The sequence below is a fragment of the Enterocloster citroniae genome (assembly GCF_040545455.1).
Lineage (GTDB): Bacteria > Bacillota > Clostridia > Lachnospirales > Lachnospiraceae > Enterocloster > Enterocloster citroniae.
On the sequence record NZ_JBEPLZ010000004.1, the window covers coordinates 309,640 to 332,965 of the forward strand.

General features: G+C 50.6%; 24 protein-coding genes. 2 read left to right on the forward strand and 22 right to left on the reverse strand.

Going from position 1 to position 23,326, the window contains the following annotated elements; genetic code table 11:
- Window positions 1-9 precede the first annotated feature (9 nt).
- The 7 genes from ABID13_RS07340 to ABID13_RS07375 all read right to left on the reverse strand — a co-directional run bounded on the left by ABID13_RS07340 (window position 10) and on the right by ABID13_RS07375 (window position 7,729).
- Window positions 10-1,047, reverse strand: coding sequence for an RluA family pseudouridine synthase (locus ABID13_RS07340; protein WP_007864375.1), 1,038 nt, complete (start codon window positions 1,045-1,047; stop codon window positions 10-12).
- Between the two features lie 14 nt (window positions 1,048-1,061).
- The gene (locus tag ABID13_RS07345; RefSeq protein ID WP_007864372.1) at window positions 1,062-1,847 is read right to left on the reverse strand and encodes an SDR family NAD(P)-dependent oxidoreductase; all 786 of its coding nucleotides are present in this window, start codon (window positions 1,845-1,847) and stop codon (window positions 1,062-1,064) included.
- A gap of 4 nt (window positions 1,848-1,851) precedes the next feature.
- Entirely contained in the window at window positions 1,852-3,771 is a 1,920-nt protein-coding gene (locus ABID13_RS07350) for a YgiQ family radical SAM protein (RefSeq protein ID WP_007864369.1), read from the reverse strand.
- Window positions 3,768-4,430, reverse strand: a complete 663-nt coding sequence (locus tag ABID13_RS07355; RefSeq protein ID WP_007864365.1) for an HAD family hydrolase — start codon at window positions 4,428-4,430, stop codon at window positions 3,768-3,770. The genes ABID13_RS07350 and ABID13_RS07355 overlap by 4 nt, the downstream gene beginning before the upstream one ends.
- A gap of 20 nt (window positions 4,431-4,450) precedes the next feature.
- Entirely contained in the window at window positions 4,451-5,212 is a 762-nt protein-coding gene (locus tag ABID13_RS07360; RefSeq protein WP_007864358.1) for a pseudouridine synthase, read from the reverse strand.
- A 47-nt stretch (window positions 5,213-5,259) separates the two neighbouring features.
- The gene (locus ABID13_RS07365) at window positions 5,260-6,645 is read right to left on the reverse strand and encodes an RsmF rRNA methyltransferase first C-terminal domain-containing protein (protein WP_007864356.1); all 1,386 of its coding nucleotides are present in this window, start codon (window positions 6,643-6,645) and stop codon (window positions 5,260-5,262) included.
- A gap of 262 nt (window positions 6,646-6,907) precedes the next feature.
- Entirely contained in the window at window positions 6,908-7,729 is an 822-nt protein-coding gene (locus ABID13_RS07375) for a M23 family metallopeptidase (RefSeq protein WP_045091323.1), read from the reverse strand.
- Window positions 7,730-7,780: 51 nt separating this feature from the next.
- Between ABID13_RS07375 and ABID13_RS07380 the strand changes: the two genes are divergently transcribed.
- The gene (locus tag ABID13_RS07380; RefSeq protein WP_045091324.1) at window positions 7,781-8,716 is read left to right on the forward strand and encodes a nucleoside recognition protein; all 936 of its coding nucleotides are present in this window, start codon (window positions 7,781-7,783) and stop codon (window positions 8,714-8,716) included.
- A 5-nt stretch (window positions 8,717-8,721) separates the two neighbouring features.
- Here the strand turns inward: ABID13_RS07380 and ABID13_RS07385 are convergent, their stop codons facing one another.
- From ABID13_RS07385 to ABID13_RS07415, 7 genes are all read right to left on the reverse strand, one after another.
- On the reverse strand, window positions 8,722-9,351 hold the full coding sequence (locus tag ABID13_RS07385) for a F0F1 ATP synthase subunit B family protein (protein ID WP_007864348.1): 630 nt from the start codon (window positions 9,349-9,351) through the stop codon (window positions 8,722-8,724).
- Window positions 9,352-9,393: 42 nt separating this feature from the next.
- Window positions 9,394-9,885, reverse strand: a complete 492-nt coding sequence (coaD, locus tag ABID13_RS07390; protein WP_007864346.1) for a pantetheine-phosphate adenylyltransferase — start codon at window positions 9,883-9,885, stop codon at window positions 9,394-9,396.
- The gene (rsmD, locus tag ABID13_RS07395) at window positions 9,886-10,443 is read right to left on the reverse strand and encodes a 16S rRNA (guanine(966)-N(2))-methyltransferase RsmD (protein WP_007864344.1); all 558 of its coding nucleotides are present in this window, start codon (window positions 10,441-10,443) and stop codon (window positions 9,886-9,888) included. It abuts the gene before it with no gap.
- Window positions 10,444-10,557: 114 nt separating this feature from the next.
- On the reverse strand, window positions 10,558-11,235 hold the full coding sequence (locus ABID13_RS07400; RefSeq protein ID WP_007864342.1) for a TIGR00266 family protein: 678 nt from the start codon (window positions 11,233-11,235) through the stop codon (window positions 10,558-10,560).
- A 56-nt stretch (window positions 11,236-11,291) separates the two neighbouring features.
- Complete coding sequence (locus ABID13_RS07405) at window positions 11,292-12,287, reverse strand: reverse transcriptase family protein (protein ID WP_007864340.1); 996 nt, start codon at window positions 12,285-12,287, stop codon at window positions 11,292-11,294.
- A 366-nt stretch (window positions 12,288-12,653) separates the two neighbouring features.
- Window positions 12,654-13,457, reverse strand: a complete 804-nt coding sequence (locus tag ABID13_RS07410; RefSeq protein ID WP_007864337.1) for an SDR family NAD(P)-dependent oxidoreductase — start codon at window positions 13,455-13,457, stop codon at window positions 12,654-12,656.
- 118 nt (window positions 13,458-13,575) lie between these two features.
- Window positions 13,576-14,169, reverse strand: coding sequence for a TetR/AcrR family transcriptional regulator (locus ABID13_RS07415; protein ID WP_048930507.1), 594 nt, complete (start codon window positions 14,167-14,169; stop codon window positions 13,576-13,578).
- Window positions 14,170-14,529: 360 nt separating this feature from the next.
- Between ABID13_RS07415 and ABID13_RS07420 the strand changes: the two genes are divergently transcribed.
- Window positions 14,530-14,733, forward strand: a complete 204-nt coding sequence (locus tag ABID13_RS07420; RefSeq protein ID WP_007864332.1) for an alpha/beta-type small acid-soluble spore protein — start codon at window positions 14,530-14,532, stop codon at window positions 14,731-14,733.
- Between the two features lie 204 nt (window positions 14,734-14,937).
- On the opposite strand, the gene ABID13_RS07425 is transcribed toward ABID13_RS07420, so the two are convergent.
- The 8 genes from ABID13_RS07425 to ABID13_RS07460 all read right to left on the reverse strand — a co-directional run bounded on the left by ABID13_RS07425 (window position 14,938) and on the right by ABID13_RS07460 (window position 23,188).
- Complete coding sequence (locus tag ABID13_RS07425) at window positions 14,938-15,453, reverse strand: nitroreductase family protein (protein ID WP_007864330.1); 516 nt, start codon at window positions 15,451-15,453, stop codon at window positions 14,938-14,940.
- A gap of 35 nt (window positions 15,454-15,488) precedes the next feature.
- The gene (recG, locus tag ABID13_RS07430; protein ID WP_048930508.1) at window positions 15,489-17,546 is read right to left on the reverse strand and encodes an ATP-dependent DNA helicase RecG; all 2,058 of its coding nucleotides are present in this window, start codon (window positions 17,544-17,546) and stop codon (window positions 15,489-15,491) included.
- 27 nt (window positions 17,547-17,573) lie between these two features.
- The gene (locus ABID13_RS07435; RefSeq protein ID WP_007864328.1) at window positions 17,574-18,452 is read right to left on the reverse strand and encodes an ROK family protein; all 879 of its coding nucleotides are present in this window, start codon (window positions 18,450-18,452) and stop codon (window positions 17,574-17,576) included.
- Window positions 18,453-18,573: 121 nt separating this feature from the next.
- The gene (locus tag ABID13_RS07440; protein WP_007864327.1) at window positions 18,574-19,563 is read right to left on the reverse strand and encodes an ROK family protein; all 990 of its coding nucleotides are present in this window, start codon (window positions 19,561-19,563) and stop codon (window positions 18,574-18,576) included.
- Between the two features lie 180 nt (window positions 19,564-19,743).
- On the reverse strand, window positions 19,744-20,451 hold the full coding sequence (locus tag ABID13_RS07445) for a Bax inhibitor-1/YccA family protein (RefSeq protein ID WP_007864326.1): 708 nt from the start codon (window positions 20,449-20,451) through the stop codon (window positions 19,744-19,746).
- Window positions 20,452-20,471: 20 nt separating this feature from the next.
- Window positions 20,472-21,080 carry a DUF4190 domain-containing protein gene (locus ABID13_RS07450; RefSeq protein ID WP_007864325.1) on the reverse strand — a complete coding sequence of 203 codons (609 nt, stop codon included), beginning with the start codon at window positions 21,078-21,080 and terminating at the stop codon, window positions 20,472-20,474.
- A gap of 43 nt (window positions 21,081-21,123) precedes the next feature.
- Window positions 21,124-22,818 (reverse strand): DAK2 domain-containing protein, encoded by a 1,695-nt coding sequence (locus ABID13_RS07455; RefSeq protein WP_007864324.1) that lies wholly within the window; start codon window positions 22,816-22,818, stop codon window positions 21,124-21,126.
- Between the two features lie 13 nt (window positions 22,819-22,831).
- Complete coding sequence (locus ABID13_RS07460) at window positions 22,832-23,188, reverse strand: Asp23/Gls24 family envelope stress response protein (RefSeq protein ID WP_007864323.1); 357 nt, start codon at window positions 23,186-23,188, stop codon at window positions 22,832-22,834.
- Window positions 23,189-23,326 lie beyond the last annotated feature (138 nt).

A 23,326-nucleotide genomic window follows, 5' to 3' on the forward strand; every position in this document is an offset into this window, starting at 1 on the left:
TCTGCCTTTTTAAAGCTTCCCTGTTGGTGTGACGGCAATCCCTTCCCCCTTTAAAACCCTGGCAAACTGACCGGGAAGAGGTGCGATGAATTCCCTTCCCCCAAGATAGTCAAGTGGCGCCGGAAGTTCCTTTGGAAGTTCCAGCCTCCAGGAGTGAAGCAGCTGGGACCGGACTTTGTATTTCTTTTTCATGTCATCATTTACCTGTCTGCTTCCATACTTGTAGTCACCTGCAATAGGATGTCCCATTGATGACAGATGGGCGCGTATCTGATGGCTGCGCCCGGTGATCAATGTCACCCTCAACAGGGTAAACCTGTCGTTTCCGGCCAGGGGAAGATACTCCGTCATGATCGGCACACTGTCCTCCACCTCCAGAGGGTAGATGGATACGGTATTGGTCTCCTCATTCTTTTTCAGGAACCCGGCGATCAGCTGCTTGCCCTCCACCTTTCCGGACACAAGGCACTGGTAATATTTGTGTATGCTCCTGTCCTTAAACACCTCATTCATGATCTGAAGCCCTGCCAGGGATTTTCCCGCCACCACCAGGCCGCTGGTATTGCGGTCCAGGCGGTTGCAGATGGAAGGCTTAAAGGTCCGCAGCTGGCTTATGGGCAGACCCCCTGAATCGATCAGGTAATTCAGGATATATTCATTCAGGGACATATCCCCTTCCTTTGCCTTTTGGGAAAGCATACCCGAAGGCTTGTTCACCACCAGGATATGGCTGTCTTCATAGACAATATCCAGGTTCCCGGAACTGTTTTTTTTAGTATCCGGTAAGGCTCGGCCCGGGGTTCCAAACAAAGGACCGGACAGGGCCGAGCCCTGAAACTTGCTTATGGTCTCATCCGAGAGGAACAGCTGTATCTCATCCCCCTCTGCCAGATGTTCGGAGCCGTCACATTTCTTTCCGTTTAAAGTAATGTTCTTTTTGCGCATCATTTTATAGAGAAAACCTTTTCCGGCCTGATCCAGGTATTTGGCAAGAAGCTTATCCATGCGCTGTCCGGCTTCATTGGGTGTCACTGTCAGTGTCTGCATATGTGATGTCTCCTTTATCTTTTGCAGTCCTTTACTTTGGAATTGATCACATCCATCAGCATCAGGATAAACCGGTGGGGAAAGACCTTGCAAAGCAGATCAAATGCCTTCATGGTCAATCCATATACGGAAATGTCCCTCCCCGCCACGCTGTCCCGGATCGCCTTGGCCACCACCCGTCTGGGATTAGCCATGACCAGGCGCTTGTACAGAGGTATCTCGCCTGTCGTCTCAGCGATATCAAAGAATTCGGTCTTTACCGGGCCGGGGCATACTGCCGTCACATAAATATTCCTGGATTTCAGTTCCTGGTGCAGGGCCCTGCTGTAGCTGAGCACAAAGGATTTGGTCGCCGCATAAATGGCAAAACCGGGCTGTGGAAGAAAAGCTGCCGAGGACGCAAACTGGATGATCCTGCTGTTGCAGGTCATATAGGGCAGGACCATCCGCGTCACCGCGCACAGGGCCTCACAATTCAGGCGCACCATATCACGTTCGTCTGTGAGGCTCAATTCATCCACCGCGCCGATCTTTCCAAACCCGGCGGCATTTACCAGGAATTTCACCTGGGGCATTTTCTCCTCAAGGGTGCGTTCCAGTATGCCCAGGTCCCTGTCCTTTGTAAGGTCCAGGGCAAATTTGCGCAAAGGCGCTCCCACCTGACGGTCCAATTCCTCCAGGCGCTCCATTCTCCTGGCAATGATCCAGATCTCATCAAACCCGTTGAAATGCTCCCATAGCTGAATAATCATTTCCCTGCCCATTCCGGAGGATGCCCCGGTTATTACAGCAATTTTCATTTTATCAGGATCCTTTCTTTTTATGAACGTTACGAATGGCTTTCTTTGGCCGTTTCACGCCCTGACGGCTCCCCTGACCGGCAGAGGCTTTAACAGGTTGTCCGTTTCTGTCCCTTAGGGGCTGTGCGTTCCTTGGCCTTATTAGGCATTTTTTGTCAAACCCGATCAGGTCTGTCCTTCCCGCGCTGCGCAGTGCTTCCGCCACCAGGTCGTAATTCTTGGGATTGCGGTACTGGATCAGTGCGCGCTGCATGGCCTTTTCATGGGGATTCACCGGCACATATACCGGCTCCATGGTCCTGCAGTCGTAGCCCGTATAATACATGCAGGTGGAAATGGTGGAGGGCGTGGGATAAAAATCCTGCACCTGTTCCGGCATGTAACCCAAATCCCTGAGATACTCTGCCAGCTGCACCGCCTCCTTCATGGAAGAACCGGGATGGGATGACATGAGATAGGGAACCAGGTACTGCTCCTTGCCCAGCCTTCCGTTCATCTCCTTGTATTCCCGTGCAAACTGCCGGTACACATCATTCTTTGGCTTTCCCATCATCTTAAGCACCCTGTCTGCCACATGTTCAGGCGCCACTTTTAACTGGCCGCTGACATGGAACTCACAGAGTTCCCGGAGGAACTTCCTGCTGGGATCAGCCAGCACATAGTCAAACCGGATGCCGGAGCGGATAAACACCTTTTTCACCTTTGGCAGGGCCCGCAGCTTCCTGAGAAGGGAAATATAATCCGTGTGGTCCGCTTTCAGGTTTTTACAGGGCTCCGGGAACAGGCACTGCCGGTTGGGGCATGCGCCTGCCGTCATCTGCTTGTCACAGGCCGGAAAACGGAAATCCGCAGTGGGGCCGCCCACATCATGGATATACCCTTTAAAATCAGGCTCCTCTATGAGAAGCTTTGCCTCATCCAGAAGGGATTCATGGCTTCTGGCCTGGATGATCCTTCCCTGGTGAAAGGTCAGGGCGCAGAAGCTGCAGGCGCCAAAGCAGCCCCTGTTGCTGATCAGGCTGAATTTGATCTCCCGTATAGCGGGCACGCCTCCCAGCTCCTCATAGGATGGATGATAATTCCTCATATAGGGAAGATTGTAGACATCATCCATCTCTTCCCGGCTCAATGGCTTGGCCGGCGGATTCTGGACCACATACACCTTTCCCTCATATGGTTCCACCAGACGTTTTCCGGAAAATGGGTCCGTATTGCTGTACTGCACATAAAAGCTTTTGGCATATTCCTTTTTATCCAATAACAGCTGGGTGTAATCCGGCAGCAGTTTATAGTCGTACACTGACTCCAGGCTCTTTGTCTTATAGACCGTGCCGTCAATAAAGGTGATATCTTTTACATCGATCCCGCTGTCCAGGGCATCTGCGATCTCCACAATGGAGCGCTCCCCCATTCCGTAGGAAATGATGTCCGCCTGGGAATCCAGAAGCACGGAGCGTTTCAGTTTGCCCGACCAGTAATCATAATGGGCCAGGCGGCGCAGGCTGGCTTCAATCCCTCCAATGATGATCGGCGCATCCTTGTACACGGACCGGATCAGGTTACAGTAAACCACCACCGCATAGTCCGGCCTCTTTCCCATAATGCCGCCCGGGGTATAGGAATCCTCTTTCCTGCGCTTCTTGGACACGGAATAATGGTTCACCATGGAATCCATGTTCCCTGCCGATACCAGGAATCCCAGTCTGGGACGTCCCAGTATCTCAATGCTCTTTTTATCCTTCCAGTCCGGCTGGGCAATGATCCCCACCTTATATCCATGGGCTTCCAGCATCCTGGATATGATAGCTGTGCCAAAGGACGGGTGATCCACGTAGGCGTCACCTGATACATACACAAAATCACATTGCTTCCATCCCCGGATGCTCATGTCATGCCGGTTCATAGGTAAATAATCATTTTTCATCCTGCCGCTCCATCCAATAATTCGTAATAATCCTTAATATAGTAATCCGCCAGCTGCCGTTTTTCTTCCCTCATATCCTGGGAAAATGCATCTTCCACTGCAAACACGGTCATTCCCGCGTTCTTGCCCGCCTGGATTCCCGCAGGCACATCCTCAAATACCACACAGTCTGAGGGCTTCACATGGAGCCGGTCCGCCACACTCAGATAGATATCCGGGGCCGGTTTGCCTGCCGCCACCTCGCAGGCCGTGGTCACCACCTTAAAATACCTGCGTATATCCAATGAATCCAAGACCGCGTCCACCATGGCCCTGCCATTGCTGGTGGCAATGCCGGCCACGATCCCATTCATGCTTATATAATCTAAGAATGCCCTTGCCCCCGGTTTTAAAGGCACCTCATTCTTGTATTTTTCAATGGACATCTGTACCCACGCTTCCTTGATCTGTTCCAGGGAGTCCTCCAGACTGAAGCGCTTTTTAAAATAAGCCGCTGTCTCGGAAAAGCTCATGCCCTCAATCTCCTTCTGCAGATCCTCCGGGCACTCCAGATCGAATCTTGCAAGATACTCCACATCAATGGCTTTCCACATCCACATGGAATCCACCAGTGTGCCGTCCAGATCAAATATCACTGCTTTTTTCTGGTTTAACTTCATTTTTTCCATTTCCTCTTTAACTAATCAGACTTTTTCTGGTTCCTGCAATCCTTAAGGCTCCGTATCTCCTCCTCGCTCAGCGGCCGGTACTCCCCCGGCTCCAGATCCGGATCCAGGCTCAAGGGCCCCATGGATAGGCGTTTCAAATAAACCACCTGACATCCCAGAGCTTCAAACATCCGCTTTACCTGATGGAATTTTCCCTCCCGGATTGTGAGAAGGACCTCCTGGCCCTTGTCTTCCCCCGCGTATTCAAACTTCGCGGGCAAGGTCCTGGTCCCATCTTCCAACAAAATCCCCTCCTCCAGGCGTTTAGCCGCGTCCTTTGGAAGGGTTCCCGATAAGCGGGCCATATAGACCTTGTCCACATGCTTTTTGGGGGAGAGCAGATTATGGGCCATCTCTCCGTCATTGGTGATCAGGAGAAGCCCCTCCGTATCCACATCCAATCGTCCCACTGGAAAAAGATCCTGCCTCAAAGCATCCCCGATCAGCCCAACCACTGTCTCGTAATGGTTGTCCGTCCTGGCGGACACCACCCCCTGGGGTTTATTTAACATATAATATTCCATTTTTGCATATCCCACCAATGCTCCGTCCACTGTCACCTGATCCGCGTCCGGGCATATCTTTAAGTCCGTGGCCTTTGCCACCTGTCCGTTTACCTGGATACGCCCCCTTTTTGCCATGTCCTTGATCTGGCTGCGGGTACCATGGCCCATCTCTCCCAGAAACTTGTCCAGGCGCATCACACCGGATTTCTGTCTGTTTTTATCTGCCATCTATTTCACCATTCCTCCTGCTTCCGCCTTGCAGCGCTCCAAAATCCTTACTGCCAGCGCCAGCCGGGATAATATTTATTCTTCAGGCTCATACCCGTGCCTTTGGCCCAGCCCATGGGATGATCCCCCATGGAGACAAGGCACCATCCCTTTAGCGGCCCTTCCTCCCGGGTCAGGGTAAGGGTCTCCCCTTTCAGATAGCGCAGTACCCTGTCATCTTCCGGTTCCAGGCGGATTGTGGTTTTAAACTGGCCCGCCCTGAGAGCCATGGCCAGGGCCTGTGAAGGCTCAAATCTCCCTTTTTTCACTTCCCCCAGCAGCAGGCCGGTGCGCAAAAACCTAAGAGGCAGGTTCCACTCCAGCCCTTTGGGAAGGTAGTAAACACTGTCCTGATGTATCCTGATCCGGCTGTGGTCAAAGGTTACGGAAATGGATTCCAGAAAATCCATCAGTTCCTCCTGATGCTTTAACATGCCGGGGATTTCCCTTGTCCGGCGGGGTGAAGCCGTTTCCCCGTCCTTCTTTCGCAGCAATGCCAGAAAATGTCCCTCTCCCTTTACGCGGTGGGGAAACAGCCTCATACACCCATCCAGCCCTATTCCATTGACAGCTCCCGGAACCCGGGACAGATCCAGGGCGCACAGTTCCATCTGCGGATATTGGTCCAGGATATACTCAATGTTCTCCTCATCCTCGGTTCTGGAAAAAGTGCAGGTGGAGTAGAGAAGCATTCCTCCAGGCTTTAACATATCCACCGCCTGACAGGCGATCTGACGCTGCAGCGGTGCATAGTAGGATGGGCCATGGACGGTCCAGTCCTTTACCATGTCTTCCTCCCTGCGGAACATTCCCTCCCCGGAGCAGGGGGCATCCACCAGAATCTTATCAAAAAATCCCCTCCATACCAGGGCCAGTTTTTCCGGGCTCTCGCTGGTCACACAAATATTAGGGATTCCGGCCAGTTCCAGGTTCTTAAGAAGGGCCCTGGCCCTGGAATAACTGATATCATTGGACACCAGAAGTCCCTGGCCCATAAGCCTGGCCCCCAGCTCCGTGCTTTTACCGCCCGGCGCCGCACACAGATCCAGCACCCTGTCTCCCGGCTCCACAGGAAGCATGGCTGCCGGGGTCATGGCACTTGGCTCCTGGAGATAATAAAGCCCGCAGTAATAGGCCGGATGCTTGGAAGGCCTGACGCTTTCCTTTGTCTCATCCTCCTGGCCATAGTAAAACCCTTTGCCTGTCCAGGGCACGGGTTCCATTGGCCAGGGCACCATGGCCTTCAGTTCCTCCGGGCTGATCTTCAGGGTATTGGCCCTAAGTCCGGGTTTCCAGTTCTCCTCAAAGCTTTTCACGTAATCATTGTATTCATCTCCCAAGAGTTCCTTCATTTCTGCCAGGAACCTCTCCGGGAGCTTGCTTATATCTGTCATCTTCCCTTCCTCATCCATTGCTTCTTCCGTCTTTGTGTGACATTGTACCACAGTTCCCCTGTTTGCGCCACCGTATCCCTGCGGAACCTGCCCAATAAGCCTAGAGTGTGTTTGAAAATTGCTTTCTGACATCTGCGCGTCACAGTTTGTGGGGGATTCGGGCCAAATGAAGGCGGCGTAGTGGGCTACGCTAACTGAATTTGGCCCAAATAACCCGCGAAATGGGGCGTGCAGATGGCGGGAATGAATTTTCAAACACGCTCTAGTATGTAAAAATCAGTCTGCGCTTTTCCAGGTATTTTAAGATCCAAAATGGATTCACACTCATTTCTTCATTGTGGTCCGTCTTTATATAGATCCCCAGATGCAGATGGACGTCAAAATTCCCGGTGGTCCCTTCCGTCTTTCCGTATCCCGTGTCTCCCATATAACCTAACAGTTCACCTGCTTTGACCTGGTCCCCCTCCTGAAAATCCCTTGCGTAATCATAGAGATGGGCGTAGTACAGATACGCCCCTCCCGGACATCTTATTCCAATGCGCCATCCGCCCATTTCCAGCCATCCGATCCGCTCCACCACCCCATCGCTCATACTCACCACCGGATAATATCCTCTTGGCATCTTGGAACCCATGATATCACAACCCTCGTGATGTCTCTGGTTCCGGCTCTCCCCATCTGTCCCGTAGCTGCGCCCCTGCATCCAGCCATCCTCAAAAACCACGTCCGGCGTCTGTTCATTTAAAGCTTTGGGAATCGGAAAATACTTCAGATCCCCCAATACGGTTTCATATGCATGTTTCATTTTCCTGTAATCCGCTGGCCTTGCGGCCAGAAGGAGACGGTTACTGCAGGATGTGTCCTCCACCCTGGTCAGGTCATAGTCGTGTTCGATCATGAGCGTGGTAAGGGTATCGTAATCAATGGTTTTCTGACCAGCCATTACATTTCCCAGCTTCATGGACCTGAAATCATCGCTTTCCCAGGTATAGGGCCCCAACTGGTAGTAATCCGGATTCATAATCAGATAATTGGTAATGGAACACTGGAACACGGCCAGGATCAAAATAAGAATCAAAGGCATAGCCCGCCACCCTTTACAATATATTGTATAAATCATTGTATTCAGGTGCTTATGAAAAAATCCATAAAGGGCATACTGTCCGTTCTGTGCCTGCTCATGCTGCTGTTTAATCCCGGACTTGCACTGGAAGGTGCCAGGCAGGGTATCATGCTTTGGGGAAACGTGGTCCTTCCCACTCTGCTGCCTTTTATGATATGCTCCGGCGTCATTGTTGCCATGGATGCCATCCATATACTGACAGGCCCGTTCAGGCCCATCCTGTCCGGCATACTGAAGCTGTCCGGGCAGGGGAGCTATGTGCTCATGAGCGGCCTCTTATGCGGCTATCCCATGGGGGCCAAGACCACCAGCGACTTCCTGGACAGCGGCCGTATCACACCGGAGGAAGGAAAATATCTTCTGGCGATCAGCAATCATCCCAGCCCCATGTTTGTGCTGGGATATGTGATCGCACAGATCCGGGTGATTCCGGGTATCTCTCAGGGCTGTCCCCTTTGGGCAGTGGCAGCGGCCCTGTATCTGCCGGTCATCCCCATATCCATATTAGCCAGAAACTGCTATCATTACAAGAGGAAAGATTACCCTGTATCAGATAAGAAGGATTCCGGGGAGTATCCCTTTTCCTTTGACGAACACATGATGGGCTGCTTTGAGACCATGACAAAGATAGGCGGTTATATCATGCTTTTCTCCATCCTTGCCCTTTACCTGACCGTATTTCCCTTTCAGACACCGCCGCTGGTCCGGCCCGCCCTTTTGGGAGCCGTGGAGATCACCACCGGCATACAGGCCATTGCCCAGTCCGTCCCCGGCATGACCGGCGCTCTGCTCATCATCGGCTCCGCCGCCTTTGGAGGCTGCTCCGGTATTTTCCAGACAAAGAGCGTATTAAAAAATGCCGGACTTTCCATCCGGCACTATATGCTGTGGAAACTGATGCACAGCGGATTATCCTGTATTCTGTTCTATGTACTGGTCATGCGCTGATCCGGCTACATCTGGTTCTGTTCCTGCTCCGGCTGCTGGATCTCCTGTTCTTCCTGACGGACGATCCCGCCTGAAAGTTCATTGCGGTTGGAGGATACGATATCATAACTGGACTGCATGGACGCCATGAACGCATCAAAACGCCCCTTTGCACCCTCCATACTGTGGTTGATGATGGTCTGAAGACTGCGCAGCATGTCGTCCGTGTATTGGATGGAGCTCTGACGGATGCCGTTGGCGTCATTCACCGCCGCATCCACAATGGCCTGAGCCTGGTAATTAGCCTGCTGCACCACTTCATCCGCATGGGCATATGCCCGCTGCATGATCTCGTGCTCATTGATCATCTCCGATGTCTGTTCGCTGGCCTGGGCCACCATGGAATCCGCCTGCTTCTTGGCATCCTCCAGCATGGCGTCCGCCTGGGCCTGGGCTTCGCCCAAAATGGTATCCTGCTGGCTGATGATCTTCTGGTACTTTTTGATCTCATCCGGGATCCTAAGACGCAGTTCTACCAGCAGTTCCTCCAGCTCTTCCTTATTCACAATGATCTTGCTGTTGGATAATGCCTGGAATTTACAACTGTCAATATATTCTTCAATCTCGCTGATCAACTGCTCAATTCTACTCATCATATTACTCTTCTCCTTATCCTGATAAAGGCAATATCCGCCCGGCTATGCCCGGCGTCTTTCCTCCAGCTTCTCCCTTACCCTGTCAGCAATGACCGGATGGAGGAATTCACTGATCTCTCCGTCATATTCTGCAATCTCTTTTACAATACTGGAACTCAAATAGGAATACTTTAAGTTCGTGGTCAAAAATATAGTATCAATCTCAGGCGCTATCACCCGGTTGGTCTGTGCCATCTGAAGTTCATATTCAAAATCCGTAATGGCGCGCAGTCCCCTTACCACAATGCCTGCGCCGCTCTGGCGTACAAAATCAATCAATAATCCTTCAAAAGACTGTATCTCCACATTCGGCAGGGACGCAGTCACTTCCTTTAACATATTAACACGTTCCGTGTCAGAAAACAACGGGGATTTTGCCTTATTGTTCAATACCCCGATGATCAACTTGTCAAACATTTTTGCCGTGCGTTCAATGATATCATAATGTCCCAATGTGACCGGGTCAAAGCTGCCCGGATATACCGCTGTCTTCATCTACTCTCCCCTGCCTGCAAACACATGCTTGTTGGTTTTGTACTCTTTGCTTTTTATCATATGGTAGCCATAATCCTTAAGCCAGTCAAACTCCGTTTCCCTGGATGCTTCTATTATAAAAACCGTATCCTCCGTAACCATGGCGGAATGGGCCAGGTATTCCAGCACCAGACGTTCATGTCCATGGCCGTAGGGCGGATCCATAAACACCATGTCAAATTTGTAATTTCGCCCTTCCAGCTTCTTAAGGCCTGCCAGCACGTCACAATTCATGACCAATGCCCTGTCTTCCAGCTTGGTTCTCTCAAGGTTCTCCCTGATACACTCTATGGCCTTTGGATTATTCTCAATCATCACCGCCATGGCTGCTCCACGGCTTAAAGCCTCTATCCCTATGGCGCCGCTGCCGGAAAAGAGGTCCAGGAACTTACAGTCCCCTATCTGGGGCTGCAGCATGTTGAACAATGTTTCTTTCGTTCTATCAGTGGTAGGTCTTGTATCCATTCCCTCCACTGTTTTTAAAAGCAGCCTTCTGGCGCTGCCTGCGATCACTCTCATTCATAACTCCCATTAACTGCTGCTTTCCAGTCACAGCAAATTTCATACCAAACAAGTATAATATGAAAATCAGAGATACACAAGGGGTTTTAGGCATTTTTTAACATTTTTTCCTTAATTAGAGCTGGGAAGTCCCTTGGCGATCCTGCCGGTAAATTCAGCAATATTCATGGTCTGCATGTAAATCTTTCCCGGGCCTGTAAGCTTGGTAAGGAACAGTCCCTCTCCCCCGAACAGGATATTCTTGACTCCCTTGATGGTCTCTATCTCGTAGGATACCGTTGGTTCAAAAGCAAACACATTACCTGTGTCCACCTTGATCACCTCGCCCGGCGCCAGTGTCCGCTCGATCACATCCCCGTCCACTTCCAAAAACGCCATGCCGCTGCCCTTAAGCTGCTGAAGGATAAAACCCTCCCCGCCAAAAAATCCGGCTGAAAGCTTTTTGGTAAGCACCGTGCTCACCTCCACTGTGGGCTGTGCGCAGAGAAATGCCCCCTTCTGGCAGATCAGGCTGGTTTTTCCCATGTCAACAGGCAGTATTTTTCCCGGCACCGTGGATGCAAATGCAATGAAGCAGTCCGGCCTGCTGGCTGTGTAGGTTGCCATAAACAGGGATTCCCCTGTAAACATCCTTCCAATTCCTTTCATCAGTCCGCCTTTTATGTTGGAATCCAATGCCAGTCCATCGCTCATCCATGCCATGCCTCCGGATTGTGTATACATTGCTTCCCCTGTCTGCAGCCTTACCTCCACTGCAGGCAATGTCTCTCCCAAAATCCTGTAGTCCATCTCTCATCCTCCTTTGTGATCGTATTTCAGTATAGCACAAGTGATTGAGGATTTCTTTACATATATCTTAATAATCGTTTCACTCTGTCATCGGCTTCCCTGAACCATCTGTCCTGGGGATTGACGGACAGTACAAAACGGATCTTGCCTGACAGGGACATCAGATATCTGGTCTCCCCGTCCTTTCCCATGTCCAGGTATGTTCTTTCATTCCTGCGCTTTAAATGTTCCTGTACCCCATATTTCAGGCAATAATGGACGTCCCGCCTGAGTTCCCTGCGGTAGGAGGAGGGAACCTGGAGCTTTTCATTGACCACGATCCCGGTCACTGTCTGCCGCTCCTGCCTGGTAAGGACCTTTGTCTTGGACCGGTTCAATTCAAACCCCATGGCGCCCAAAAAACCGTTTGCCTTGTTCATAACCTCGGATACATCAAAATCCCCTGAAAATGTCATGTCATCACAGTAACGGCTGTATATGACTTCCCGCTGCCCGCACCAGGCAGCCATGTATCTGTCAAAGGGTCTCATCACAAGGTTTGAGACAGCCGCCGAAGCCGGCGAACCCTGGGGAAGCCGGTCGTTATAACAGCAAAGGGAAGTCAAAAGAACCCCCACGGGCTCGGGGAAATACTGTCTTCCAAATGCCCTTTGCCCCACCATGGGAAATGTAATACTTCCAAAAAAGTCTTTGATATCCAGCTTTAACACCACCTCATGACCCAAATGGACCATTGCATTCCCTCGAATGGAGGCGCCCTTGTGGTAAGCGGTTGCACAGCAGGGGATCTCATAGCCTTCCAGGATATGGTGAAGGATATTCCTTTGAATGGTTTTCAACAAAGGGTCCGGCGCCATGACCCGCCGCACCCCGCCTCCCTTTTTGGGAATCTTAAGACAGGTGTAATGCTGTTCTGTGTGATTGCTGACAGCGTACAGACAGGAGATGATCCGTTCATCGGTCCACTCCTCCCCCTCCAGCAGAGAAAAAGACAGGATCATTTCCCGGCAGTGCCTGGGGGTACAGTGTTTCCATAAATCTGTATCATACATATTGAAACCTCGTATCATCCGCGGCAATTATATTGATCGCCGGTATCATCTGCGGCAGTTCATTTTATGCAGCATAAAACAGCAGGGATCATACGAAAAAGGATACCGTAAGATGCGCAGATGTACAAGCCCCAGGCGTGTGCACATGAAATGTGCGGTTGTACCTCGGAGCAGATTGCGGTCTTGTGGCCCTGCTATGACATGTCCATGACAGCGACTCGCTGCCCGGCCGGTCCCGCTGTGGTACCGGAAACACTATGATCCACTGCTGCTTTATGATTGTTTATTCTACCACACATGTTTCCCGGTTGCAAGATAACACGCCCAAACTCCGTGCCAGGCCCCACACACCGCCTACTATTGTTCCTATTGCAGACTCTTTCCTCCCTTTTGCAGGCTCCTGGCCGCAAATCCGCCTGCCATCCGGTAGTATGTTTTTTTAGGAAGTAAGTCCGCCAATGCCTTTATGAATTTCCCCGTCCTGTCAGGTATACAGACGACTTTTCCTTTTGCAAAGCTTTCCATGGCTTCCCTCACCACGTCTTCCGGCCTGCGAAAAGCAAACATCCCCTTTCTGCTCTTATCCACCTTCATACCCGCGCTCTCATGGAAATCCGAGTCAATAAAACCCGGACACACTGCCTGGACATGGATACCATATCCAGCCAGTTCCATGTGAAGCCCTTCAGTCAATGTGACGATAAAGCGTTTTGTGGCCGCATAGACCACATTTTTAGGCACCACTGCAAATGCCCCGTCCGATGAAACATTAATGATCCTCCCCCTCCCTTCTCTTTTCATCCCCCCCAGGACATGATGGGTGATCCTGGCAACCGCAGTGGTCTGCAAATAGATCAGCCGTTTAATATCCGCCGCATCCGTGTCGGCAAATTCCGTGCACAGGCCAAATCCCGCATTATTCACCAGTACATCAATCGCCTTTCCCTCCAATTGATTTAACAGCTCACTGACCCCTGTCTCCTCTGCCAGATCCGCCAGTATGACGATCACCTTGCATCCATATGTATTTCTTATTTCATCTGCTCTCCTTTCAATGACCTCCTTCCTTCTTCCCGTGATTATTAAGTGATACCCTTCCCCTGCAAACCATTTTGCATAGGCCAGCCCCAGGCCGCTGGTCGCTCCTGTGATCAGTGCATATTGTTCCATAATAGTACCTCCTTGTATGGATCGTTAATGAATGAACTTTGTTCATTCATTATTTGAAAGAAATCCCGCCTTGGCGGGGTCTGTGACAATAAAAACTATGACTCCACAAGACTCTCTCTTATGGGTTCAGGACTTTTGCATATATTCGCCTAATACAAGCCACTTTTTCCCGGGATGAAAACCCATCGTTTTCAATAACCGGTGCTGCACCGAACAGCAGATAGGACGCGGTCAGGGATAAATTCTCCACTTTCACCATTCCTTTGTCCCTCATTCTCCCAAGCCTGCTTTCCAGATATGGGCATATGGCCTCGCACAGCCGGACGGACAGCAGCATCTGAAGGTGGCGGTTTTCCTTTTTATGAAAAAAATGATGATACCGTTCCCTGCCGTCCATGCCAAGGAATAACTGCTCCAAGCTGTCCAGGAACTGCTCCAGGGATTCTTCCGTTTTGCCTTGGTCCTCTTCCAGCGCACGGATCATGGGCAGAGTGATCTCTTTTACATACTGCTCGACCACCGTGTCATATAAAACTTGTTTGGACTCAAAATACCGGTAGCACAATCCCGGCACCACATTCATAGCCGCCGCAATATCTCTCATGGTAGCTGCCTCATACCCTTTTTCCATAAAAACCTTCATGGCCGTATCCAATATCTCCTGCCTTCTCACCTCCGGTTCCTTCGATACCCTGGCTGTTTTTCTCTCCATTGTAAACTCCCTCTCTTCTATATAGATAGCTGTGGATTTCCGCCTGTCATTTCTCCCTAAGGATAACACTTTGTCCACCGCTTGTCAATGAACATTGTTCACTCGTTTTGTACTCTGCTTTCCTTTCCACGCACATTTACCGCGCTGCTTTCCGAACCTGTCTTATATTTACATGAGCCTTCAACCATAATAAGAAGGACTTCATATTTAATTTTAATTGACTCCCATTTTTTAACAAATTACGAAAAACCTTCTAGTGTATTATTTCTGAATCATCACATAATAGGATTGTAGCACAAAACAAGCCATGAACAACTCAAACAAAGTCATGGCAAATAAATTACAAGGAGGCGTTTTATTATGTCTAACAATTCTAACAGAACAAACGTACCAGAAGCAAAGGAAGCAATGGACAAATTCAAGATGGAGGTTGCTAACGAAATCGGCGTACCGTTAACCAACGGATACAACGGCAACCTGACTTCTGCACAGAATGGTTCCGTAGGCGGCTATATGGTTAAGAAGATGATCGAGTCTTACGAGCGTCAGCTGGCAGGTAAATAAATCCTCCGATACTGAAGGGTTTGTGAAATAAGTTCTCTTCATTGCTGACAACAGCAGAAGATCCCCAGGCTATGTTTTCACATGGTCTGGGGATTTTCATTGATACGAGCACGTAAGCGGCCGCAGTCCGGCCGCTTACGTGCGAATCATGCCAGGCTTGGCGAGGTCTTTTCGGACCTTGTACTTTGTATTTTCTAAAATCTTTTATTCTACGATCACAACCCTGCCAATCCGCTCTTTCTCCGCCTTCTCATCATCCGCATATCCAAGAGCTGCCATTCCATAAACCACATGGCCCTGGGGAATGCCAAGGGATGAAAGCACCTGGCGTACAGCGGGGTCATCACAGATTCCCTGCAGCTGGTTGATCCATACAGAACCGATTCCCATGGAATGGGCTGCCAGGAAAATATTTTCCATCGCACACGCATTATCTTCCCTTCCAAACGGGCTCTCCCTGTCATTGGACGGAATCACAAGAACTTCCGGCTGGTACATATCATAACCTTCCCGGTTAAGGACTGTCCTGATCACTGAAGCCAGTTCCTGGATCTTTTCCCTGTTTTTGACCACCGTGAACTGCCAGGTCTGCTTTCCCATGCCGCTGGGCGCATGCAGGGCTGCCTGGATCACCTGCTGCAGGTCTTCATCCGGAATGGGTTTGTTTAAGAATTTCCTTGTGCTTCTCCTGGTAAGTATGGTATTCATTGTCTCATTCATTTTGTAACTCTCCTTTCACAGCGTTTGCATATATATTAAAGGTTCAGTTTTTCATAATTGGCGCCCAGGTAATCCTCTATTTTCCGTTTCAATTCCCTGTGCTCATCCAGTTCCAGGAGCGGATCTGCATCCAGCAGGTCATTCACTTCCTCCGAAACCCTTTTCAGTATATTGGCATCTGTAAAAATATCCGCCAGCTTAAATTCCATATCACCGCTCTGCCTCATGCCGAATATATCGCCCGGTCCACGAAGCTTTAAATCTTCCGATGCGATATAAAACCCATCATTGGATCGGTTCAATATATCCAGACGCTCCCCGGTGCTTTCATCATGGGAGCAGTTCACCATGATACAGTAGGACTGTGCCTTGCCGCGCCCCACCCGGCCTCTCAGCTGATGAAGCTGGGCAAGACCAAAGCGTTCCGCATTTTCAATCATCATAACCGTTGCATTGGGAACATTTACCCCCACCTCAATGACGGTGGTGGAGACCAGCACATGGATCTCTCCTGCCGCAAACCGTTCCATGACCGCATTTTTTTCCTTTGCCTTCATCTTGCCGTGAAGATGCTCCACCACAATGGAAGGAGGCAGTTCTTTTCTCAGAGTCTTCGCATAGTCCAGCACATTCTCCGCCTCGATCATCTCGCTGGCCTCCACCATGGGACAGATCACATAAGCCTGATGGCCCTCCTCCACCTGTTTCTGGATAAAGGAATATGCCTTGGGGCGGTATCCTGCGTCCACCACACAGTTTTTAATGGATTGGCGGCCGGCCGGAAGTTCATCAATCACAGATATGTCCAGATCACCGTAGATGATAATAGCCAGGGTTCTGGGGATCGGTGTGGCGCTCATAACCAGCACATGGGGTTCATTTCCTTTGCCGCTTAGCATTTCCCGCTGTCCCACTCCAAACCTGTGCTGCTCATCCGTGATCACAAGGGCCAGATTGTCATAGATCACCTTTTCCTGTATCAGCGCATGGGTTCCGATGATAATATCCGCCTCATGGTTTGCTATCTTTTCATAGGCCAGACGTTTTTCCTTTGCTGTCATGGATCCTGTTACCAACACGGGAACCTTAGAAATGCCCTGTTCCTCAAACAGCGCGGTCATGGATTCCAGATGCTGCCTGGCCAGCACTTCCGTGGGTACCATAAGGGCGCCCTGGTATCCATTATATGCAGCCTGCAAAAGGGCCAGAATGGCGATAATGGTCTTACCGGAACCAACATCCCCCTGAATCAGGCGGTTCATGACAAGGCCGCTCTCCATATCCCTATACACTTCCTCCAGGGCGCGCTCCTGAGCGCCGGTCAGAGCGTAGGGAAGTTTGGCCTTCAGGCCACTTACCTCCCTTGCCCGCTCCATGGTATAGGCGGAACGCTTGTCCTCCCTGTGTTCCTTCAGTCTTCTGACTCCCACCAGGAACATAAAGAATTCATCAAACACCAGGCGCTTCCTGGCAAATAAAAGTTCTGTCTGGTCCGCAGGAAAATGGATATGCTCCAGGGCATAATTAATTTCCGCAAGCTCATATTTTCTTCTGAGCCCGGCAGGCATATACTCCCGCTCCATCTTCCTTACTTCAAGGGCCTGCTGCTCGGCCCTGACAATGGTTTTATTGCTCAGTCCCCTGGTCTGCCCGTATACCGGCTGCATGGAGTGGACCACTGCCTCATATGCCTCAGGCGAAAACACCTCGGGCTGTTCCATGACCAGGCGTCCCCGCTTCTTTACCACCCTGCCCCGGAATACATATGTTTCCCCGGACTTCAGGTTAGCCCGCATATAGGGCATATTAAACCAGGTCACCTGCAGGGAGCCGGTCAGGTCCCTGAGCTGCACCGACACGATCTGCATATGGTTCAGGCGCAGCAGGTCCGCGCTTTTGACCAATACCGATTCCACCGCCATTACGGTCTGTTCCTTCAGCTGGCCAATGGGGACCGGCGCTTCATAGGCGTCATAAGCCCTTGGGTAGTAGGTAAACAGATCATCAATGGTGAAAATGCCCAGCTTTTCAAATAATTTTCCTGTCTTTTCGCCAATCCCCTTTAATGAGTGGATCGGCTGTGAGTTTAACATTTAATCCATAAACCTCCTGAAGTAACCTTAGCGTGAAGCCTCCAGGGCATTCAGCCCCAGCTTGATGCATCCCATAATACCCTGGTCATCATTCAGGCTGGCCGGAACAATATAATTCTCCATGTCCTGCAGTTCCTTTGTGTTAATATAACCGTTCAGCTGCTCCAGCACCTTTTCCCGGATCATGGGGAACAGCTGCATCTGATGCATGACACCTCCGCCCAATATGATCTTCTGGGGTGAAAGTAAAAGGATGTAGTCCACCAGAGACTGAGCAATATAGTAACTCTCCAGCTCCCAGGCCTCCTTATTGTCCACCAGGTCCACTGCCTTTTTGCCCCATCTTTTTTCAATGGAGGGACCGCTTGCAAAGCCCTCCAGACAGTTCTTGTGATACGGGCAGATGCCTCCCTCCGGATCCTCAGGATGGCGTACCAGAAAAACATGTCCGCCCTCGGGGTGCAGCATACCGTGGAGAAGGCCTCCGTTTACCCAGGCGCCCACACCAACACCGGTTCCTATGGTAATATAGATCACGCTGTCCAGCCCTTTGGCGCATCCATAGGTCACTTCTCCCAGGCAGGATCCATTCACATCCGTATCCAGCCCCACCGGTACCTTCAGCGCATCCCTCAGGCCGCCGATCAGGTCCTTATGGCGCCATGCCAGCTTGGGCGTGTCCAGAATATAACCAAAGGTTTCCGATTTTGTATTCACATCCACTGGTCCAAATGCGCCCACGCCCAATGCTGCGATCTCTTTATCCTTAAAATATTCAATTAGTTTTGGAATCGTCTCCTCAGGTGTGGTGGTGGGAATGGAAATCTGCTCCAGTATGGTCCCGTCTTCCGTTCCAATGGCACACACCATCTTTGTTCCGCCTGCTTCCAATGCTCCAATTAACATATGTGCTCCCCTTTCATAAACAATACTCGATTCTTGCATTATACAATCTTTTCCTGATTTTGACTAGAGTGTGTTTGAAAATTGCTTTCCGGCAGCTGTGTGTCACCCTTGGCTGGAACTATCATTCCAATGCTGCCACCACTGCCCCATAATCCCCGATCCGATCCCCCAGCGCAGCGGGCACAATGGTACAGGCGGCAAGGGACTCAGGTAAGGCTTCCTTTCTAAGTTCCTTTTCCATCTCCTCTCTCATCAGCTTCCCTGACCTGGCAAATATGCTCCCCACCACAATCCGCTCCGGGTTAAGGATATCAATGAGGACTGCAAGGCCGCGGCCAAAGTATCTTCCTGAACATCCATAGACCTGAAGGGCATCCTCCATGCCGCACTCCGCCGCCTCTGCCACATCCTTTGCCGTAATGAAATCCAGCCCCTTTTTCCCTGAATAAGACACGTTTTTCCCCTCTTTAAGGGCTTCAGCAGCCATTCGTCTCGCCAGCTGCGCGATTCCTCCGCCGCTGCAAAACCCTTCAAAGCTTCCCGCTTTCCCATACCCCACCGGTCCATCCTGATCCAGCCGGATATGCCCTGCTTCCCCAGCCATGCCGCAGGCCCCCTGGTACAGCCTGCCGTTTAGGATCAGCCCAGCCCCCAGCCCTGTTCCAAAGGTCAGGAATATCATATGGCGGCAGCCCTGTCCCGCCCCGTATCTCCACTCGGCCAGTGCGCACGCATCTGCATCATTCTTAAGCCTTGCCGGCATTCCCAGTTTTTGTTCCATGTATTCCGTGATGGGAACCTCATCCCAGCCCGGAAGATTTGGCGGAGAAAGTATCACTCCACTGCCGCTGTCCAACGGACCGCCGCAGGAAATACCGATCACACAATCGTCCGGCAGGATGCCGTGGCGTTTCACCATCTCCCCTCCACGCAGGGCAAGGATACCCAGTACCTCTTGCCAGCTTCCCTTTGTGGGAACCGCGCACCGCTCCAAAAACTCAATTCCATCCGTTTTCTTTCTGCCAGTCCTTGCCAGAAGGACTGCTGATTTAGTTCCGCCTATATCCATTCCCAGTATATAGTTGTCTCTCTCCATGTTATCGCTTTCCATGTTATCTCCCATCAGTATGGTCTTTTATCCATACGGCCGCAAACCAATTTCCGTCAAGTAAAAGACAGCTGCCGTATCCTCTAAAGGGCACAGCAGCTGCCTACATCGCGGTGATGTCATGTATGATCTTTTCTTACCGCCTGTCTGAATCTCCTGATCCGAGTCCGTTTCAAAGAACCATCAGCTCTTTCTGCGTCCCAACACGCGCAGCAGATAGATAAACAGGTTGATGAAATCCAAATACAGCTGAAGCGCTGCGAAAATGGATGCTTTGGCAGCCATCTCCGGCACCTGGCCGTAATATGCATGGTATGCCTGGATCTTCTTGGTGTCATATGCCGTAAAGATCAGGAACAGGAAAATCCCGATCATGGATACCGTTGTCTCAAAGGCGCTGAGGTCAATAAACATGGCCAGCAGCCAGAAGAACACCAGGAAGATCAGACCGCCCATCATAAACGGACGGATCTTTGCAAAGTTGATATTGCCAAACCAGCCGATCAATGCCATGATCCCGAAAAATACAGATGTGATACCAAACACGGTCCACAGAATGGTCAGGTCAAATACGATCAGGTACGCACAGAATACGATTCCGTTAAGAGCCGCATACAGGAAGAACAGGGCTCTGGCCATGCCAACGGACATCTTCTCGATCCTGGCTGAAAGGAATATCACTACGCCCAGCTCTGCAGCCAGCAGGATATAATGCCAGTAAGGGATCGCATACACATAAGCGATGGCCCTTGTCATATATCCCCCCACGGCTACCACAAACGTGATCAGAAGGCCCGCAAACATCCAGCCAAAGGTTTTAGCAGTGTAATGTCCCAGGGATTCTCCTTCTACCTGTACTTCATAAGACCGGTTCATCATTTCTTCATTCATACGTCATCTCTCCTTTATTTTTAAATTGCATAAGCGAATAATACCATTACCAAACCAATGATATAGACCACAAGGGCTATTACCATGGCAATAGTGCCAAGTATCACAGCTGCCCTGGCAATGTTATTCTTGGAAGAATTCCTGGCTTTCTGGCCAAAGGAAATGCCCAGGCCGCCAAACAGAATCCCCAGAATAGGCACCAAGAGCCCCATCACGATTCCCAGTATGGACAGGACCATGGATGGCACTGCATATTTTCCGTGGTCCACCACCGTTACGGTGACCACATGGTCCCCCGGCTGCTCCTGTCCCTGAGGAAGGGGCTGGTGGAGAAGGCTTATGAGTTCTTCCAGGCTTTCCCTGAACATCTTTTTGGGCAGGGCTCCCATAAAGCCCTTAAGCGGGTTCTCCCTGTGCTTTCCGATCCATGCCTCCAGGTGCAGGCTGCCGCCGGAATACTCATATCGTATAAAGCGGGCCGAGAGCAGGAATCCATCCCCCTCCTGCCACACCTCTTCACCTTTATGGGTCTTCTTTTTAAAACCATTCTTATTCAAATAATCTTCCATCAGAAATTGGACAAATTCCTGAGGCTGATCCAATCTCTCATCCCGAACCCATCGCGCCATGTCTTATGTTCTCCCTCAATCTCTTTTGTCTGCAGACCCCTGCCTACTCGGCAGAAATCATATAATAATAGATAGGCTGACCTCCGTACTGGAGTTCGATCTCCTTATCAGGATACAGCTGTGCCGCCCGGTGTATCAGGCTTTCTGCCGCGTTTTGAGGCACATCACATCCGTAATACACGGTAACCAGTTCGGAATCCTGATCCAGCATGGCGTCCAGCGCATCCATTGCAACGCTCTCAACCGACTTTCCTGCCGCCAGCATACCCTGGTCCCCAATGGCCATGATGTCCCCTTCTTCTATGTCCATGCCGTCTATCTTAGTGGTACGCACCGCATAGGTGATCTGGGCTGTTTTTACATTGAGCATTTCCTCAGTCATATTGTTCAGGTTTTCCTCTGCCGACAGGTCCGGCATAAAGTTCACCAGTGCGGTGATCCCCTGTGGCACGGTCCTGGAAGGGATGACAATGATGTTCTTATCTTCTGTCAGATCCCTGGCCTGCTGGGCCGCCATAATAATGTTCTTATTATTTGGAAGGATAAAAATATTCTCAGCATTCACCTTGTCAATGGCATTGAGCATATCCTCGGTGCTGGGATTCATGGTCTGGCCGCCCTCAATCAGGTAGTCGGCCCCGATTCCCTTAAAGATCTCGCTGAGCCCGTCACCGCTGGACACTGCGATAAAACCGTACTCTTTGCGTTCTTCCGGCTCCGCCTGTGTGTCTGCCAGATTCTGCGCAGCCTGCTCCCTGGCCATCCTCTCAGAATCCTTGATGACCCGTTCCTGGTGCTCCTCCCTCATATTATCAACCTTCATGCGGGACAGGGAACCAAAGGTCAATGCCTTCTCAAAAGCAAGGCCCGGATGGTTGGTGTGCACATGAACCTTTACGATCTCGTCATCCGACACCACCACCAGGGAATCCCCGATGGATTCCAGGTATGCTTTCAATTCAGTCTCATCCTGATCCGAGTATTCCTTTTCCAGGTTAATGATAAATTCCGTGCAGTACCCAAACTTGATATCAGCAGTATCAATGTCTGATCTGGACGCTGCTGCCCGGGGGGGTTCTTCTCTCTGTTCCGGTTCCGTATTCAGCGACAGGTCCACCGTCTTTCCCAAAAGGCCGTCCACTGCACCCTTTACCACCTGCATCAGGCCCTGGCCGCCGGAATCCACCACGCCCGCCTGCTTTAGTACAGGGAGCATCTCCGGAGTCTGGCTCAGTACGTAGTCACCGTGTTCGATGATCACCCTTGCAAATTCTTCTATATCATCTGTCTGGGAAGCCATCTCCAGGGCCTTATCCGACATGCCTTTGGCAACCGTCAGGATCGTACCCTCTTTTGGCTTCATAACAGCCTTATACGCTGTCTCCGTGCCTCTCACCATAGCATTGGCCAGGGTGGTGGTATCTATCTCCGTGACTGATTTGATCTCCTTTGTAAATCCTCTAAGGAGCTGAGACAGGATAACGCCTGAGTTACCTCTTGCCCCCCTCAGTGATCCGGATGAAATAGCCTTTGCAAGCTGGTCCATGGTGGGATTATCAAGCTCCGCCACTTCCCTGGCTGCCGCCATGATCGTAAGTGTCATATTAGTTCCCGTATCCCCGTCAGGGACAGGGAATACATTCAGTTCATTGATCCAGTCTTTCTTAGCCTCCAGGCCCTTTGCTCCTGCCAGGAACGCGTTCTTTAGCATTCCGGCATCAATCGTACTTATACCCACAAGTTACTTCCTCCTAATCAATCACTCTCACACCTTCCACAAAGATGTTGATCTTCTCAACCTCCATGCCGGTGAATTCTTCTACTCTATATTTCACGCTTTCGATTAAGTTGTCAGATACTGCGGATATGCTGACCCCATAGGATACGATTACATGAAAATCAAAGGATATCCTGTTATCATTAATAACCACATTTATACCATGAGTCAGGCTCTCTCTTTTCAACAGTTTGACCAGCCCGTCTTTCATGCTGACTGCCGCCATACCGACAATGCCAAAACACTCTACCGCGATGGTTCCTGCATATAAAGCAATCACGTCCGGGTTGATCTGTATTTCACCCATCTTATTGCTGATTCTTCCCTTCATACACATGCCTCCAATCTTTACATTGAGCATATAAGCGTCTGTTCTTTGGACGTTTATATGCGAAAGTACCCCGCCATACTCAGCCGGTTTTTTAGGCATTTGTATTGCGAAGATTCCTTTACTAGAGACAGTATACAC

What these genes read in the sequence shown, in the direction of transcription:
- ABID13_RS07340 (WP_007864375.1), bottom strand. Translation starts at nt 1,047, where the DNA reads ATGCAGACACTGACAGTGACACCCAATGAAGCCGGACAGCGCATGGAT.
- ABID13_RS07345 (WP_007864372.1), bottom strand. Translation starts at nt 1,847, where the DNA reads ATGAAAATTGCTGTAATAACCGGGGCATCCTCCGGAATGGGCAGGGAA.
- ABID13_RS07350 (WP_007864369.1), bottom strand. Translation starts at nt 3,771, where the DNA reads ATGAAAAATGATTATTTACCTATGAACCGGCATGACATGAGCATCCGG.
- ABID13_RS07355 (WP_007864365.1), bottom strand. Translation starts at nt 4,430, where the DNA reads ATGAAGTTAAACCAGAAAAAAGCAGTGATATTTGATCTGGACGGCACA.
- ABID13_RS07360 (WP_007864358.1), bottom strand. Translation starts at nt 5,212, where the DNA reads ATGGCAGATAAAAACAGACAGAAATCCGGTGTGATGCGCCTGGACAAG.
- ABID13_RS07365 (WP_007864356.1), bottom strand. Translation starts at nt 6,645, where the DNA reads ATGACAGATATAAGCAAGCTCCCGGAGAGGTTCCTGGCAGAAATGAAG.
- ABID13_RS07375 (WP_045091323.1), bottom strand. Translation starts at nt 7,729, where the DNA reads ATGCCTTTGATTCTTATTTTGATCCTGGCCGTGTTCCAGTGTTCCATT.
- ABID13_RS07380 (WP_045091324.1), top strand. Translation starts at nt 7,781, where the DNA reads ATGAAAAAATCCATAAAGGGCATACTGTCCGTTCTGTGCCTGCTCATG.
- ABID13_RS07385 (WP_007864348.1), bottom strand. Translation starts at nt 9,351, where the DNA reads ATGATGAGTAGAATTGAGCAGTTGATCAGCGAGATTGAAGAATATATT.
- coaD (WP_007864346.1), bottom strand. Translation starts at nt 9,885, where the DNA reads ATGAAGACAGCGGTATATCCGGGCAGCTTTGACCCGGTCACATTGGGA.
- rsmD (WP_007864344.1), bottom strand. Translation starts at nt 10,443, where the DNA reads ATGAGAGTGATCGCAGGCAGCGCCAGAAGGCTGCTTTTAAAAACAGTG.
- ABID13_RS07400 (WP_007864342.1), bottom strand. Translation starts at nt 11,235, where the DNA reads ATGGACTACAGGATTTTGGGAGAGACATTGCCTGCAGTGGAGGTAAGG.
- ABID13_RS07405 (WP_007864340.1), bottom strand. Translation starts at nt 12,287, where the DNA reads ATGTATGATACAGATTTATGGAAACACTGTACCCCCAGGCACTGCCGG.
- ABID13_RS07410 (WP_007864337.1), bottom strand. Translation starts at nt 13,457, where the DNA reads ATGGAACAATATGCACTGATCACAGGAGCGACCAGCGGCCTGGGGCTG.
- ABID13_RS07415 (WP_048930507.1), bottom strand. Translation starts at nt 14,169, where the DNA reads ATGGAGAGAAAAACAGCCAGGGTATCGAAGGAACCGGAGGTGAGAAGG.
- ABID13_RS07420 (WP_007864332.1), top strand. Translation starts at nt 14,530, where the DNA reads ATGTCTAACAATTCTAACAGAACAAACGTACCAGAAGCAAAGGAAGCA.
- ABID13_RS07425 (WP_007864330.1), bottom strand. Translation starts at nt 15,453, where the DNA reads ATGAATGAGACAATGAATACCATACTTACCAGGAGAAGCACAAGGAAA.
- recG (WP_048930508.1), bottom strand. Translation starts at nt 17,546, where the DNA reads ATGTTAAACTCACAGCCGATCCACTCATTAAAGGGGATTGGCGAAAAG.
- ABID13_RS07435 (WP_007864328.1), bottom strand. Translation starts at nt 18,452, where the DNA reads ATGTTAATTGGAGCATTGGAAGCAGGCGGAACAAAGATGGTGTGTGCC.
- ABID13_RS07440 (WP_007864327.1), bottom strand. Translation starts at nt 19,563, where the DNA reads ATGGAAAGCGATAACATGGAGAGAGACAACTATATACTGGGAATGGAT.
- ABID13_RS07445 (WP_007864326.1), bottom strand. Translation starts at nt 20,451, where the DNA reads ATGAATGAAGAAATGATGAACCGGTCTTATGAAGTACAGGTAGAAGGA.
- ABID13_RS07450 (WP_007864325.1), bottom strand. Translation starts at nt 21,080, where the DNA reads ATGGCGCGATGGGTTCGGGATGAGAGATTGGATCAGCCTCAGGAATTT.
- ABID13_RS07460 (WP_007864323.1), bottom strand. Translation starts at nt 23,188, where the DNA reads ATGAAGGGAAGAATCAGCAATAAGATGGGTGAAATACAGATCAACCCG.